The organism is Kordia periserrulae, assembly GCF_003054265.1.
GTDB lineage: Bacteria > Bacteroidota > Bacteroidia > Flavobacteriales > Flavobacteriaceae > Kordia > Kordia periserrulae.
This window is the reverse complement of the sequence record NZ_QBKT01000003.1, coordinates 305072-320377: the sequence shown is the minus strand read 5'-3', so window position 1 is coordinate 320377 and position 15306 is coordinate 305072. Positions and strand designations below refer to the sequence as shown.

14 protein-coding genes are annotated in these 15306 nt (G+C 36.3%); 12 read left to right on the top strand and 2 right to left on the bottom strand.

Annotated features, from left to right (window positions below):
- Positions 1–5: 5 nt before the first annotated feature.
- The 4 genes from C8N46_RS08325 to C8N46_RS08310 all read left to right on the top strand — a co-directional run bounded on the left by C8N46_RS08325 (position 6) and on the right by C8N46_RS08310 (position 3413).
- Positions 6–620 (top strand): hypothetical protein, encoded by a 615-nt coding sequence (locus tag C8N46_RS08325; protein ID WP_108114420.1) that lies wholly within the window; start codon positions 6–8, stop codon positions 618–620.
- Positions 613–1554, top strand: coding sequence for a geranylgeranylglycerol-phosphate geranylgeranyltransferase (locus C8N46_RS08320; protein ID WP_108114419.1), 942 nt, complete (start codon positions 613–615; stop codon positions 1552–1554). Before C8N46_RS08325 ends, C8N46_RS08320 begins: the two co-directional genes overlap by 8 nt.
- 11 nt (positions 1555–1565) lie before the next feature.
- Positions 1566–2159, top strand: coding sequence for a Maf-like protein (locus tag C8N46_RS08315; protein ID WP_108114418.1), 594 nt, complete (start codon positions 1566–1568; stop codon positions 2157–2159).
- A 489-nt stretch (positions 2160–2648) separates the two neighbouring features.
- A complete protein-coding gene (locus tag C8N46_RS08310; protein ID WP_108114417.1) occupies positions 2649–3413 on the top strand; it encodes a DUF6090 family protein in 765 nt (254 codons plus the stop codon).
- A gap of 4 nt (positions 3414–3417) precedes the next feature.
- On the opposite strand, the gene C8N46_RS08305 is transcribed toward C8N46_RS08310, so the two are convergent.
- A complete protein-coding gene (locus tag C8N46_RS08305; protein ID WP_146169768.1) occupies positions 3418–4158 on the bottom strand; it encodes a hypothetical protein in 741 nt (246 codons plus the stop codon).
- The gene (locus tag C8N46_RS08300; RefSeq protein WP_108114415.1) at positions 4158–4697 is read right to left on the bottom strand and encodes an RNA polymerase sigma factor; all 540 of its coding nucleotides are present in this window, start codon (positions 4695–4697) and stop codon (positions 4158–4160) included. Before C8N46_RS08300 ends, C8N46_RS08305 begins: the two co-directional genes overlap by 1 nt.
- 156 nt (positions 4698–4853) lie before the next feature.
- On the opposite strand from C8N46_RS08300, the gene C8N46_RS08295 reads away from it, so the two are divergent.
- The 8 genes from C8N46_RS08295 to C8N46_RS08265 all read left to right on the top strand — a co-directional run bounded on the left by C8N46_RS08295 (position 4854) and on the right by C8N46_RS08265 (position 15189).
- Positions 4854–5624 (top strand): DUF4412 domain-containing protein, encoded by a 771-nt coding sequence (locus C8N46_RS08295; protein ID WP_108114414.1) that lies wholly within the window; start codon positions 4854–4856, stop codon positions 5622–5624.
- Positions 5625–5635: 11 nt separating this feature from the next.
- A complete protein-coding gene (locus C8N46_RS08290; RefSeq protein WP_146169767.1) occupies positions 5636–6187 on the top strand; it encodes a hypothetical protein in 552 nt (183 codons plus the stop codon).
- Positions 6188–6205: 18 nt separating this feature from the next.
- A complete protein-coding gene (locus C8N46_RS08285; protein WP_108114412.1) occupies positions 6206–7867 on the top strand; it encodes a T9SS type A sorting domain-containing protein in 1662 nt (553 codons plus the stop codon).
- A 5-nt stretch (positions 7868–7872) separates the two neighbouring features.
- Positions 7873–10221 (top strand): hypothetical protein, encoded by a 2349-nt coding sequence (locus C8N46_RS08280; RefSeq protein WP_108114411.1) that lies wholly within the window; start codon positions 7873–7875, stop codon positions 10219–10221.
- A 10-nt stretch (positions 10222–10231) separates the two neighbouring features.
- On the top strand, positions 10232–11194 hold the full coding sequence (locus tag C8N46_RS08275; protein ID WP_108114410.1) for a hemagglutinin protein: 963 nt from the start codon (positions 10232–10234) through the stop codon (positions 11192–11194).
- A 20-nt stretch (positions 11195–11214) separates the two neighbouring features.
- A complete protein-coding gene (locus tag C8N46_RS20945) occupies positions 11215–11340 on the top strand; it encodes a hypothetical protein (RefSeq protein WP_262498071.1) in 126 nt (41 codons plus the stop codon).
- Positions 11341–11413: 73 nt separating this feature from the next.
- On the top strand, positions 11414–14203 hold the full coding sequence (locus C8N46_RS08270) for a CHAT domain-containing protein (RefSeq protein WP_146169766.1): 2790 nt from the start codon (positions 11414–11416) through the stop codon (positions 14201–14203).
- Between the two features lie 56 nt (positions 14204–14259).
- Complete coding sequence (locus C8N46_RS08265; RefSeq protein WP_108114408.1) at positions 14260–15189, top strand: septum formation inhibitor Maf; 930 nt, start codon at positions 14260–14262, stop codon at positions 15187–15189.
- Positions 15190–15306: the final 117 nt, after the last annotated feature.

The window sequence follows — 15306 nt, the reverse complement described above, 5'->3', positions numbered from 1 at the left end:
TATTTTTGAGTTTATACAACAGTAATATTGACTTCTTTATTCAACGAATCTTTTTTGGATTTGGCTTCACCACTATTGTAATTAGCATCATTATTTTATTTACAAAAAAGCAATTTACATCGTATTTAAATTACTTTTTGCAACATGCAGTAACTACGATTAAATTTACTGGAATCATTGGAATTATTTGGTTTCTCATATATGTAATCAGCTATTTTAGCACAACTATTGATGCTTTTGATAATTTTTTCAACACTACTCATAGTAGGCACTTACGGTTTGTTATTTGGGCAATTTTATTGCGATTACCAGTACTTTTTGCATTATCTCAGTTGTTTTGGATAAAAAAAGTACGTACAACTATATTTTACAGAAACAGTATCGCTATTTTAATGCTTTTAATTGCTATTTTTCATGGTATCTTTATTGAAAATTTCATCATATTTATTACATCTTTTCACCGTGATTATCTTCCAAGCGATTATAGTATGACCGATAATCAATTATGGAAATATACCGCGTATTTAATATATAAAAGCAGTATTCTCTTTGTATTTATTGTAATTATAAAGTGGGGAATCTCAGAAATTATGAATCGCTTAAAAAATAAAAATGTCTAAATTTCTACAACTCGTTCGGTTTCCAAACTTGGTCATGATTGCCTTGACGCAATTCCTTTTTTATGTTTATTGGATTGCACCTTTTGACGATTCTTATATTTCCTCAAAGCTGTTTATTTTTGTAGTGTTAGCAACCGTTTTCATTGCCGCAGGTGGAAATATTATCAACGATATTTTTGATGTACAAACCGATCGCATCAACAAACCACACAAACTATTTATCGGCACTCACATTTCTAAAAAGAGCGCGTATTTCTATTATTTTTTGTTCACTTTCGTGGGAATTGGTCTCGGAAGCTATGTTGGTTTTGTGATAGGTAAAAGTTGGATTTCTCTCGTTTTTGTCGGCATTTCCGCGTTACTCTTTTTGTATAGTTCACATGTAAAAGGAATTCCCGTGTTGGGAAATGTTTTAGTTTCCTTACTCGTTTCAAGCAGTTTGCTGATTTTAATTGTTTTTGATACAGAACCTACTATGAGAGGAAAGCATTTGAATCTATTCAACGCTTTTTCTCTAGTTGCCATATATGTATATGCAAGTTTTGCCTTTTTAATGAATTTGACGCGAGAAATAGTGAAAGATATTGAAGATATTAACGGCGATTTCAACGCAAATATTACCACGTTGCCGATTGTTTTGGGAAGAAATCGCGTCAATAAAATTGTGGCGGCGCTAGCAGGAATCACGATACTTTTCACGCTATACTGTATCAGTGAATATCTACAAGGTCAGACAGTAATAACAATATATATACTCTTGACAATTTTACTACCACTACTCTACTTCATCGTGAAAATTTGGCAAGCCGATACCAAACGTGAATACCAAGTATTGTCTTTATTACTAAAACTTATCATGCTGTTTGGAATTCTTTCAACGGTAGTGTATTATTATTTTATAGAATTAGAGACTTTTCAATACATTTTATTTTGATTTAAAAACTTATGCTACACACACTTTCTTCCACATACAACATCATTTTAGCCTCAGGTTCGCCGCGACGACAACAGTTTTTTAAAGATTTAGGATTAAATTTTGAAATTCGACTCAAATCCGTAGAAGAAATTTATCCCGAACATTTACAGCATCACGAAATCTCGGATTATTTAGCGGAATTGAAAGCTTCTGTTTTTGTAAATGAATTGAAAGCAAATGATATTTTAGTAACGTCCGATACCGTAGTTTGGCATGAAGGTGTTTCTTTAGCCAAACCCCAAAATGCCCAAGAAGCGTTTGAAATGATTGCTGCCATGAGCGGAAAAACCCACGATGTCATTACCTCCGTTTGCTTTACGACAGCGACTTCTCAAAAAACCGTTCACGAAGTCACGAAAGTTACGTTTGAACCAATATCCGACGAAGAAATTTGGTATTACGTCAATAACTTCAAACCGTTTGACAAAGCTGGCGCGTACGGCATTCAAGAATGGATTGGCTATACAAAAGTGGCGCGTATTGAAGGTTCGTACACCAATGTTGTAGGATTGCCAACACATTTGGTGTATCAAGTTTTTTCTGAGATTGAGGAGCTATTTTAATTCCTAAAACGTCCGTTCGAGTGGTTTTCGAAATGAAATGAAGAAAATTGTATCGAGAACTACTGTGAAGCTTTTTTAGTTTATGAGTTTATAAGTTTAGGAGTTTACGTTTAAAAAATAATTCAGCATTCATCATTTGAAAATTGTGGTTTCCAAGTACTTCTCGATACAAAATTCTTTCAGAATTTCACTCGAAGTGACGACTTTTTCAATGTATCATTTTGATAATTTGAAAATGTACTAATGGTTTCTACTTAAAATTGAAAATATATTTTAGTCAAGCTAAACTTGATTCAGCTTCCCATAAAGCAACTAAAATTTTCAACAAAAACTACTTGCTTTTATCTTAGAAATCAAAGTGACCTGATTGATAGTTTCAAAATACTTCAAACCAAAAACTCGATTTGACATTGAAATTGCCTTTTTGAAATCCAAGAAATAATAATACCTTTAGTTTTCACAAAAGTGAATCTATCATATCATATAAACATGGCGCGTTTTTTTAGAAAATTCAGACTCAATTCCCTCTCAAAAAGTAAAATAGGAAAATATGTTGTGTATGCTATCGGCGAAATTGTGTTGGTTGTGATTGGAATTTTAATCGCGGTTGGTATCAATAATAGCAGAGAACGAAGCATTTTAGAAGCCAAAGAACAAACCTATTTAAAAGGACTGAAAGAAGAGTTTGAAACCAGTAAACGCAAGCTGATTCAGCTCATGGAAGTGAACGAGCGAAATTATGAAGGTGCCAAAACGATTCTCAATTACACCAACAATCCGAACGAAAACCTTTCTGAAAAAGAATTTTCTGAGTTATTATCGCGGTCATTTTCATTCGATGTGTATTTTAATGCCAACAATTCACTGTTGAATGAAATGATTAATTCGGGAAGTTTAAAAGATATTTCTAATGACAAACTGCGCAAATTATTGACGAATTGGGAAGCTATTTTGAAAGATATTTCAAAGCAAGAAGGCGAACTTGGCGAGCAACGAGCTAGAGTGTTGGATATGTTTAGAACTAATGCCAACAGCATCAAAACTATTTTTCAACTGTCGACCACGAGTCCAGAAACTGAGTTTTTACAAAAAGAGAACTACGTGAGTAATTTGAATCTTTTAGCATCACTTGAGTTTGAAAATAATATTATGATGTTTTACTTGGTGAGTTATTCTACTTCCGAAGCGCATTACAAACCGTTGCTGAAAGAATTGAATTCCATTCTTGATTTAATCAACAACGAAATTCAGTGATTTTTCACAATTTCTGCTTTAAGATTTCACGTTCTTTCGATTTGAATGTCGTTTGAATTTCGTCCATATATTGCAACGCTTTCAACGCTTTTTCGTTTTCTTTAAATTTGATGTGAATCAACGCACCATACCAATAAATTTGTGGTGTAAAGCGGGTTTCTTTGTGTTTGATTTCTCTGAGAATATTCAACGCTTCTGTTTCTTGTTGTAAATTCAACAAACACATCGCCTGATAAAATAATACGTCCGTTTCAGGATTTTCTTGACTTTTGATGATTTCAGAAATCATGTCAAATGCTTCTTGATATTTTCCGTCTTCATACAATCGCATCGCTTTTGGAAGTGCTTCTGCGGGAGTTTCTTGTCCACGCGTTACAGGTGCCAACGCATTTGGATACGGTTCAAAATAGGTTGCATACAAGGTTTCGTTCAAGTTGGCTTGCTGCATGAAATAATTTCCAATCAGTCCGATAACTACTAAAATTACTACCGCGATTGCCAAACGAATGCTTTTTTTGACCGTCTTTTTCGTCGGATTTGACATATTTTCATTCGCTTCCAACTGTTGCAAATGTGACTTTAATTCTGCCTTTTCATTCGCTTTGATAGCTGCATGCACATTTTCAAATTCAGTTACTTTTTGTGCAAACGCAGCATCGCTTTTTAGCAAAGTTTCAAACTGTACTTTTTCGGCTTCGTTGAGTGAATCTTGTATATATTTTTGAATCAATTCTTCTGGTTCCATCAATCTTGTTTTATCAATGCGATTAATTTTTTTAAACATCGTGATTTATGACTTTTCACGGTGTTTTCATCTTTATAATGGGTTTTCTGTACAATTTCTTTGATACTCAAACTGCGGTAATAAAATAGTTTTAGTATCTGCTGACAGCTTTCGCCCAAGCGGGAAAAATATTGACGCAACAATTGTTGTTCTTTCGTCAACGTGCTTTCGCCTAAATTTACTTCTTCATAATCGTCTTCCACAACAACAGCACCTACAAACTGTATGCGCTCTTTTAAACGGTCGTAAATTTTATGTTTTCCAATACTGAATAAATAGGTTTTTAAGGAACTATTGTCAAGCTGTGTTTTTTTCGTGACAAAATTTTGATACATGGCAATCACACTGTCTTGGTACACATCAATCAAATCTTCTCTATCCAAATTAAATCGCAATCCGTAATTTACAAACGCTTCTTTATATGTTACATACACTTCTTCCAATGCTTTTTTATCATCATTCCGAAGTCGCGATTGTACATCTAATTGTTGTTTATCCATTCAGTCTAAAATCAATTCAAAAGGTTAACTAAAAAAATAAAAAAGTTGTAGTCCTTTGTTTTTACTGGGTTTTACACAGCTTTTAAAAAATAATTTTCATGCGATGTTAACCTTTCTTCTTGTAAATATATAAAGAGGAAACGAAACGTAATAATCATGAAAACAATTTTTAAACTCAGTCTTTGTGTAAGCTTTCTCTTGGCCTCGCAAATGACACATGCACAATTGCTTAAACGAATTCAAAATAGGGTTGAAGAAAAGGCAACGCAAAAAGTAGAACAAAAAGCGATGGAAGAAGCGGAAAAAGCCGCTGACAAAATGCTTGATAAAGTATTAAATCCTGCCAAAGCAACCAACAAAGCTACGAGCGATTCATACACTTTCAATCAAATGATAACGCTCGAAATGCAAACCGAAGGCAACGAAAAAGCGCAACTCGATTTTTTGTTCGATAATAAAAATGCGGATGTTATCTGTATGAAATTAGACAATATGGGTGATGATAGTGGCGGAAAAGTCTACGCAGTCATCACGCCAACGTCAAGTACGATGTTTATGGACATGTCAGGCATGAAAATTAAAAAGAAAGTATCTCGTGAAGAACTCGGACAACTTGCCTATTCAGACAACATACCTCAACACAACGATTTGGAAAAAACAGGCAATACCAAAACCATTCTTGGTTATTCCTGTGAAGAGTATGTATATAAAAATGAAGGCGGAACTGTGCATGCGTGGGTTGCCAAAAACTTCCCAATCAAGCAAAAGTTTGTGCCTATTCTCGGAATGAAAAAAGACGGTCCGTTTGAAGGTTTTGTGTTAGAACTCAATTACAAAGCAGCCAATGAGAGTGGTTCTGTAAAAGTCATCAAAATCGATACGAATGCTAGCGTAAAAATCAACGCGAACGAATATACTTCCATGTAAAAAATAATACGATGAAACAATTACTAATTCTAGTGTTTTTATGTGGAACGACGGTGTTTTCACAAAACAAAAAACACTTTATCAAAATTACATTCAACGACGGACCGTTACAAGGAACGCATACTTTTTATCCTGAAAAGGGAAACTATATGAGTCAAGCAAACTTGGAACTTTTTGAAGGCGCTAGCAATGTAAATGCTTCCAAATTGATGACTGCAGATGGTTTTCAAATTCACTACATCAATCGTCACTTTGCAGGCGAAGCAAGTGAGGGAACACACGATACTAAAAAATTCACTTCAGGTTGTGGAAGCCTGAATTTTATTGATGGCAACAACAGTCAGCCGTACAAAAAAATTGACGGCGATTTTACGGGCTGTTCGCCAACAACCATTACAAAAGTTTCGGCATGGAAAGACGGCATCGTCAAAAAGCGCAGAACCGTTTCTGGACATTTTGAAGACACGATACAACTCAAAATCCGCAACGATGATGGATCTGAAAAAACGGTAGAAACCACCGTAAAAGTTGAATTTACGGTTAACGAATCTAGAAGAAAATAATAGTACAAAAACAAACACATGAAAAAAATACTACTCGGAATCCTATTTCTTTTTGCAATACAACTAAATGCGCAATACACGTTTGAGCAAATTGATGTTTGGTCAGGAAGCAATGGAGGTGCTCCAAAATATATCACAGAATTTAATGGCGAATTGTATTTTCAATCCATTGACATCACGCCATCATTTAGAAAATTATACAAAAGTGATGGAACGCTCGCAGGAACACAACTTGTTGCTGGTAATTTGAATGGTGGCGCAGGCTACTCTCCAGAATCATTGTATGTAATGAATGGTGAATTGTACTTTACCGCTTTTGTTTCAGGTATTGGAACGGAATTATACAAAACTGACGGAACAGACGCAGGAACCATGTTACTAAAAGATGTTCGTACAGGATCTTCCAATGGATTGGATAGTAATTTTAATGAAGACAAAGACATCTTTATAGAATATAATGGTGAACTATATTTTAGAGGAAGTACGAGTACTTCTATTGAACTTTGGAAAACCGATGGAACTCCTAGCGGAACGGTTTCTGTAAAAAACTTTGAAGATACCAATATTGGCGCGCCAACATACATTACCAAAGGCAATAAAAGCATTTTGGGAGCTGTGTATAACGGTTTATTATATTTTTATGTAAACAGAAATGGTGTTGGAGAATTGTGGAAAACGGATGGCACCACAGCCAATACCGAAATAGTAAGAAGCGGTTTAAAAAACATTGCCGAAATGACCGTTTTTAATAACGAATTGTACTTTGTTGCAGGAGATGATAGCAGCCCAGAAGGTAGAGAATTGTGGGTTACTGACGGAACTCCTGCCGGAACTGTGCTGAAACACGATATTTTCCCAAACAACTTAAATCCTGCGTTTGGTTTTGGAAGCAATCCGAGTTATTTGACAATCTACAATAATGAACTCTTTTTCAAAGCTAGAAGCTATAGTGGAACTTCTGGACAAATTATAGGTTCTGAACTTTGGAAAACCGATGGAACGCTCTCCAGCTTAGTTAAAGACATTGATACTGACAATCTTGCCAGCGGATTAAATATGCCAAACTTTACCATTTTTAACAACGAACTGTACTTTACAGCTTCCGACAATACGACTTCAGATTTTGAACTTTGGAAAACCGATGGAACAGAAAGTGGCACTGTAAAAGTTGTGACGGCAACAGATACAGGAGTATCTATCGATTTTACAAAAGCAATTTTCTATGCTAACAAACTCTTTTATTTTGACTCGCAACAATTATGGACAACTGACGGAACATCATCTGGTACAGCAGCGTTGACAGGAAACTCAGAACCTATCATCCTTACATCCAGTAGCAGTCCTTTAATTTTTCAAAATAAGCTATGGTTTTCTGGTACATCAACAACCAATGGAAATGAATTGACAAGTCTAACAGATGCTAGTGTTTTAAGTGTGAACAATTTTGATATGCAAAATAGTACAATGTATCCAAATCCTGCTTCAAACACTATTTACTTTACTAATATTCAGGAAGATGGAAACTATCAAATATACAACGCTCTCGGAAGCATTATTAAACATGGTACACTACAAAATCATAATGCATTCATAGATATTTCTACACTTTCCTCAGGATGGTATATCGTGAAAACAACTATCAATTCTACATCAAAAACATTTAGATTACTCAAAAACTAACCATTATGAAAACACGGCATCTACTCCTATTATTATTGTCCATTTTTTATGTTGGAATGCATCATGCACAAACACGCGGTATCAATTACAAAGCGTTAATTTCAAACAACACTGGCGCACCTTTGGCTAATCAGAATGTCACAGTGCAGTTTACGATTTTAGAAGGCAATATGATGACGACAGAAGTCTACAAAGAATCGCATACCACAACTACGGACGACAACGGAATCATCATTGTCAATATTGGAGAAGGAAATATCATTTCTGGAAATTTCACTAGCATTTCTTGGGGATTGGACACACATTTTATCAAAACTGAAATTGACACAGGAAGTGGTTTTGTAGATTTTGGCACTACCGAATTTAAAACCGTTCCGTATGCGTTATATGCGGAAAGTGCAGGCGTTTCGAGTCCGTTTTCTGAATCGGCTCCAAATCGCATCACAGCAGCCAATACCAATGCCAATTTTGTGGTAGGAAGCGTCAGTACGGAAGATCAAAACAGCATCAATTTTGACAGCCGAATGTTTTATGACAAATCGAAAGTTGCTTTTAGAGCGGGTTCGGTTGATGGAACTCAGTGGGACAACGCCAACCGCGGATTGTATTCCTTTGCTGGCGGACGAAACAATACGGCTGATGGAATTTCTACGACCGTTTTTGGCGAAAACAACCAAGCTTCTGGCTATGGTGCCACGGTTTTGGGACGACAAAATACAGCCAACGGCTCCAACTCGTTGGTAGCTGGTTTTGGAAACATTTCGAGCAATCAAATCAATGCACAAACCGTCTTAGGAAAATGGAATGAAGAAGAAACCGATGCGCTACTCATCATTGGAAACGGCGCGGATAACATGACTCGAAAAAATATTTTAAGTGTAAAAGCAGATGGAAATATTATTGCAAGCGATTTAAGTCTTGCTGAAATCACGCAAAGCAATGCATTGGTTACCAAAGCTTACGTAGATGCAAATGTAGGAACGCCAAGTACAGGTTTGGAACAACTAGATGAAGGCAACGGAAATGGTTGGCGATTAATTGGGCAAAATGCTAATAATTTCGGAAACATTGGAAACAACGCTGTAGACCTTTCTACAACAACATTTCCAAATACAACCTATGGAGCTACTGGAAACTCTTCATTTGCTTCGGGAATTGTAACTACTGCATCAGGTTTTGGTGCAACTGCTATGGGAAATGGCAGTTCGGCTTCAGGTGAGAATGCGTTTGCAGCTGGCGGCGCAAGTACAGCTTCTGGAGAAGGCAGTTCAGCATTGGGAAAAAATACCGTTGCTAGTGGTAATTTTAGCTTTGCAGTTGGTGAGGATTCAGAAGCTTCGGGTAATCACTCGTTTGTCTTTGGAAGTCAAACAAGTGCAATAGGTTTGTACAGTTTTGCAGGAGGTCTTTCCTCCTCAACTTCTGACCAATATAGCTTTGCCATGGGAAATAATGCTAGAGCCACAAAAAGTTTTGCCTTTGCTTTTGGACGTTTAAGCGACGCTAATGGACAATATTCAGCATCTTTTGGAGAAAATGTGGAAGTTAATGCCAATTATGGTTTTGTCGCAGGTTCTAGTAATACTGTTGATGGAAACCATAGCGTTGTTTTTGGACAAGCAAATACGGCAAGCAACCCGTATTCCGCTGTATTTGGGTTAGGTAATACCGTAAATGCACAAGGAGCAATGGCAACAGGATTGTATAACACGTATGATCCGAATGCTATTTTTCAAGTTGGTAATGGAACTTCTGGAAGTACAAGTACCGCTTTTAAAGTATTAAATTCTGGTGTTGTGAATATTAATAATTTAGCAGGAACAGGTACACGAAATGTAAAAGTTGATGCTAGTGGTAATTTGATTGCAAATACAACTGCCAATACCGAAATCTTGGTTGTTTCTGCATTCGATTTCGTAAAAGGAAATGAAGAAAATGGAATTGGCTTAACGAGAGATGTATTTTTTGGTTCTTTTATAAATGTACCGGGAGATATTGCAGAAATATATGCACCAATACAATTACCAAAAGGAGCTATCATTGAAAAGGTCGAATATGTGTACTCTGAAAGTGATGGACAAGCAAACAGATTCTTAGAGTTTAGTATTGGATATCATCAAATTAATTCTACAACAAATGCTCATGGAAATTTTACCATTAGTAATACCGCTTTAAATACGAATAGCTTTCCCCCATCAAACAAAATTGCTACGGCAAATAATGTCAATTTTCAAGTATCTCCCAGTACTAATATTTGGAGAGCTTTTTTTGTACGCGTAAAACCTGGCACAGGCGGTTGGACAGGCAACGGATTAATGGCAATACAACAAGTACGAATTCATTACACACACTAAAATCAACATCATGAATTGTATAAAAATAATACTGTTGCTCTGTATTAGTAGCTGTTTTGGACAACAAACTGTAATTTCTTCTGTAGATGCTGGCGGCGCAACTACATCCGTGAATAACGTACGTTTGGTGTATAGTATTGGCGAGAATACTAATCGAGAAGTGTCTAATGGATTCCATATTTCGGAAGGTTTTATCTCGGCTCGATTTAAAATCACTCTCAATCCTGTTGTTTTTTTGCAAGGTCCGCTAGTAAATCCGGAAACAGCTGACTTGATGAACGATGCATTGCGTGTCAACAATTACATTCCAACCACAAGTCCGTATGCAGACAATGCTACCGTAAATGCTTCGGTATTTTCTGTGACTGGAAATAATGCTATTGTTGATTGGGTTTGGGTAGAATTACGAGCAGAAAATGACACTACAAAAATAATCGCTTCACAATCTGCCTTCGTACAACGCGACGGTGATGTTGTAGGTTTGGATGGAATTTCTTCATTGCTATTAAATGCTCCGCCAGGCAATCATTATGTGGTGATAAAACATCGGAATCATTTGGGTGTAATGTCGTCAAATCCGATTGCACTTTCAAGAGACACTACCACGGTTGTCAATTTTACCGATAGTAGTTTTTCAACCTTTGGCGCCAATGCGCAGATACAATTTCCGAGTACGACTACAGCACTTTGGGCTGGAAATGTAAATGGAGATACTGTGATTCAATATTCTGGAACCAATCCTGATGTGCCCAGCATTTTAGCAGAAGTATTAAATGACTCGGGAAATTTCCTCAACTTTCCAACCTACGTCATCAACGGATACAATGTTCACGATGTCAATATGGATGGAAAAACACAATACACAGGCACAGAACCCGATTCACCTTTGATTCTTCAAAATGTATTGGCGCATCCTGGAAACTTCTTGAATTTTAGTACCTATCAAATTCAAGAACAGTTACCAGAGAACTAATAATCACACAATAACTCAGTGTGTCAAAACCTAACAATGTCGGATTTTTACGTTTCGGATTGTTACTTATATGGACGGTTGTGGGTTGTAACAGACTCATTTACCGTTCATATATCAATCATTACCATTCATACATAGAAACTTGAATCTCACAAATAAACTTACTTTATTTATTTATAAATATGTAAATTAGAAGAGATTCCCTAAAATAACCAACACGTGAACCTAATTTTACGTTGTATATTCATCATGTTTTTATGTTCTTCGCAGCACTTTTTGCATGCGCAAGAATCAGCATCGACATTGCTTGATACGACGGAAAAATTATATACCAATGGCGATTATGCCGCTTCGTTCGCTTCCGCAGAAAAAACGCTTGGTATTTTACAAACCAACACATCGCAACTTGACAGTCTACAACGTGCGCAACTCTACTTTTATAAAGGCGCTTCTGAATATTATTTAAAACGTTTTGATCAATCCATCACTTCTTATAACAAAGCTATTTCACTGTGTCCAACATCGGATGCAGGATTGAATTACGAAGCGGAATTATACTATGAACGTGCATTTTCAGAATACGAATTGGGACAATATATAGCTTCACATAAAAGCTCGAAAAAAGCAGCAGTATTGATGGAACAAGTACAACAACCAAATTATGATTATTTGGTTTCCATTTATGCAGACATTGCAGGAACTGCAGCAAGTTTAGGTTTTATTGACGACGCGAAAAACCATCTCTCGAAAGCGGAATCCATCTATCAAATACATCAAAAAACTATTGTAAAAGACCCGAAAGAAGTATCCAAACCTGTGCTTTTTGCGTATAAAGCTGTTGAAATTATCGATCAAAAAACAGTAATTTTCCCAAAAGATATTGAATTCGCTACAGAGAAAATTCAAGCATTGCAAAAACAACAACCGTTCAACGCTCCCGAAAAACGCATGTACGCTGTTGCGCTAAACATGTTGGGCGATATGCATTTGCGCAAAGTTGCTGTTTCACTTTCAGATTGTCAATCGGCTCATAAATATTTAGACAAAGCCTTACAAAACTTAAATAAACAGCAGTATGCATCACACGTATATCAATTTCAATTTAATAAAGTCAAGGCGTTTTCTTTTGAAAAGAAGCATACAGAAGCATTGAAATTGATGAATTCTTTATTGAAAGATTTACCAGAAAACGATGCACGTCGCTCCTATTTTGAAACTAAAAAAGCGGATATTTTATTGGCTTTGGACAACAAAGAACAAGCAATACAATCTCTGGAGAAAGCTATAAAAACAATTCACAAAGGAACAACAGCTCTGAAAAAAGATTTTTCAAACTTTGTTCCGAGTTACGATTTGAATGAAACTGGTTTGTTGGTAGAAATGGCAGATACTATTGTACAACACTATCCAAAAGACCCAACAATACTTTCACTTGCCGCGAAAATGTATAAATTAGGCTTGATTCAGTTTGAAAATTGCTATCGCGAAGAAGTATTCAATCAAAAACTAACACGCTACTACCAAACGGCTGTTGGCGGCATGTTGAAACTTAAAAAATTAGGCTACGGACATCACGGATTTAAGCTGAACGAGTTGTTAAATCGGATGGAAATGATTGAAAATCGTTTGGCGTGGAATCAATTTCGTCAAAGTCGTTCCTTGAATGCTTCTGCTGTTTCCGATGCTATTTTACAACAAGAACAAAAGCTTCGAAAAGCCTTAGTGGCAGCGAAACGAAGAAAAGATACCGCCGCTATTTTTGAATACCACAAACAATTGCAATTACAACTAGTAACACTTAAAGAAACGTTTCCTGAGATTGCTCTGTTTGCTTTTGAAGATTTTGATATTGAAACCATTCAAAAAGCAATGCCAACTTCAAAAGTGATTGTAAAGTATAAAAAAATTGGCGCGCAACTTTTTGCATTTACCATTACGCAAAACGCTGTTGATTTTTATGAATTAGAGGCTTCAGAAGCAATTTTACAAACCGTTGAAAACTATTATGAAACCATCAGCAAACAGCAAGAAAATACAAAAATAGCGCACGATTTATATGTCGCCCTTTTTCCTTTTGATACGAGTGTATTTACTGAAATTACCGTCATTCCAGACGATGTATTGCATTATTTACCGTTTGAGGTACTTATGACCACACAAAACAAGTATCTGATTGAGGAAGCGATGATGAACTACGCCTCACATTTGGTGTTTGTCAATCAAGCTACATTTACGAATCAGACGGTGAAAAACGAGGAAATTGTGGTATTTACGCCAAGTTACAATGATGCGTTGGCGAATTCTGAAGCACTTGCCATGCGCAATACCAACACACGATTGATAGGCGCAGAAAACGAATCAAAATTGTTGGCTTCTATTTTTCCATCGACCCTTTTTGAATCGTTTTTAGCGACCAAAAACAATTTTATCAAACATTCGCGCAAAGCAAAAATCATTCACCTAGCAATGCACGCGAATATTGACAACGAAACTCCTGAATTGAGTCATTTGGTTTTTAATGAAAACGGCACCGATACCAAAATGTACGTGGAAGAATTGTACGGTTTGCATCTCAATGCCGATTTAGCTGTGTTAAGCGCGTGCAACACAGGAAAAGGCAAACTGAATGCTGCTACAGGAATGGTTTCTATGAACAGAGCCTTTACACTTGCAGGTGTTCCGTCAACCTTATCAAGTTTGTGGGAAGTGCCAGATAAAGTCACGCAAACCATCATGATTGACTTTTACAAGTATTTAAAAAATGGCGAAAGTAAAGCCAACGCTTTGCGCAAAGCAAAACTCAACTACTTGAAAAATACAGACGATGCCAACTTTACAAAACCTTTTTATTGGGCAGGATTTGTATTGCACGGTGACGCAGCTCCAATTACGCTTCAAGCAGCAGAGCCTTCAACTAGTTTTGTATGTGTGATTGCCGCTATTTTGACACTTTTTATCATTATCATTGTCAGTTTCCGCATCCGAAAAAATACCCTGAAATTATTTTAACACTTTGTTAAACCATTGGCAACACCATTGTTTTTAAGTATCTTTATGGAAAAACGATGAAATCCATTTCCCGACATCTTATTTTGGCTGGACTTACCATTGTTGGAACTATTATTGCCTGTTCTAACATTAAAAATGAAACTACAACCGTTACGTCCACGTCTACCACACAAACTCCAACACAAAAAGCGCAACCAACCTCGAAAGAATTTAAGGAGTATTGGTATGCTGGCAACGCTGAATTGACTTCTTTTGAACTGGAACAAGCGCGCTATGGCGAAATTCACAAAGGAAAAGCGGTTTTGGTATATGTCACCGAAGATTTTAATCCTGTAAAGCAGGTAAAAGCAGATGAACAACGCGCTAACAATGTTCCGATTTTAAAGCTAAACGCAACGAAAAAGTTTTACACAGGAATTTATCCGTATAGTGTCATGACAAGTACATTTTATCCTGTGGCGAACAATCAGCACGCGATGAAAGTGAGTTTTTCTATGCAAGAATGGTGCGGACACGTGTTTATGCAATTGAACAACCGAGAGCAGTTTCAATTAGATTCGTATTCCTATTTTGAACGTGAATCTGACCAACAATTTACACTAGAGAAAACCTTTTTAGAAGATGAATTGTGGACAAAACTCCGAATAGATCCTTCACAATTACCAACAGGAACGCATCAAATCATTCCGTCTTTTGAATTAATTCGCATGCGACATATTCCTGCTAAGGCGTATTCGGCAAACACAACATTGGAAACAGCGGACGAAACTTCAAGCTATACAATTAGTTATCCAGATTTGAATAGAACACTCGAAATTCAGTTCCGCACGAACTTCCCTCACGACATTTTGGGATGGACAGAAACAACAGGAAATTCATCAGGAAAATTAACGACAAAAGCGAAAAGAATCCATCAGTTAAAAACGGCATATTGGTCTAAAAATAGTGTAAAAGATAGCATTCTTCGCAAAGAATTGGGGCTTTAATCCTACAAAACAGCCGATGATACAACTGCATTCATGTAGTGGGTATATGGTAAAACCGTAACTAAAAGTTATAAAATTTTACGATATTTAAAATAATAATCTGATAAATTATTTACT

Excerpts from the sequence above, each read along its gene's own strand:
- C8N46_RS08290 (WP_146169767.1), top strand. The coding sequence starts at position 5,636 with ATGAAACAATTACTAATTCTAGTGTTTTTATGTGGAACGACGGTGTTT.
- C8N46_RS08265 (WP_108114408.1), top strand. The coding sequence starts at position 14,260 with ATGAAATCCATTTCCCGACATCTTATTTTGGCTGGACTTACCATTGTT.
- C8N46_RS08305 (WP_146169768.1), bottom strand. The coding sequence starts at position 4,158 with ATGGAACCAGAAGAATTGATTCAAAAATATATACAAGATTCACTCAAC.
- C8N46_RS08275 (WP_108114410.1), top strand. The coding sequence starts at position 10,232 with ATGAATTGTATAAAAATAATACTGTTGCTCTGTATTAGTAGCTGTTTT.
- C8N46_RS08300 (WP_108114415.1), bottom strand. The coding sequence starts at position 4,697 with ATGGATAAACAACAATTAGATGTACAATCGCGACTTCGGAATGATGAT.
- C8N46_RS08320 (WP_108114419.1), top strand. The coding sequence starts at position 613 with ATGTCTAAATTTCTACAACTCGTTCGGTTTCCAAACTTGGTCATGATT.
- C8N46_RS08295 (WP_108114414.1), top strand. The coding sequence starts at position 4,854 with ATGAAAACAATTTTTAAACTCAGTCTTTGTGTAAGCTTTCTCTTGGCC.
- C8N46_RS08280 (WP_108114411.1), top strand. The coding sequence starts at position 7,873 with ATGAAAACACGGCATCTACTCCTATTATTATTGTCCATTTTTTATGTT.
- C8N46_RS08315 (WP_108114418.1), top strand. The coding sequence starts at position 1,566 with ATGCTACACACACTTTCTTCCACATACAACATCATTTTAGCCTCAGGT.
- C8N46_RS08285 (WP_108114412.1), top strand. The coding sequence starts at position 6,206 with ATGAAAAAAATACTACTCGGAATCCTATTTCTTTTTGCAATACAACTA.
- C8N46_RS08310 (WP_108114417.1), top strand. The coding sequence starts at position 2,649 with ATGGCGCGTTTTTTTAGAAAATTCAGACTCAATTCCCTCTCAAAAAGT.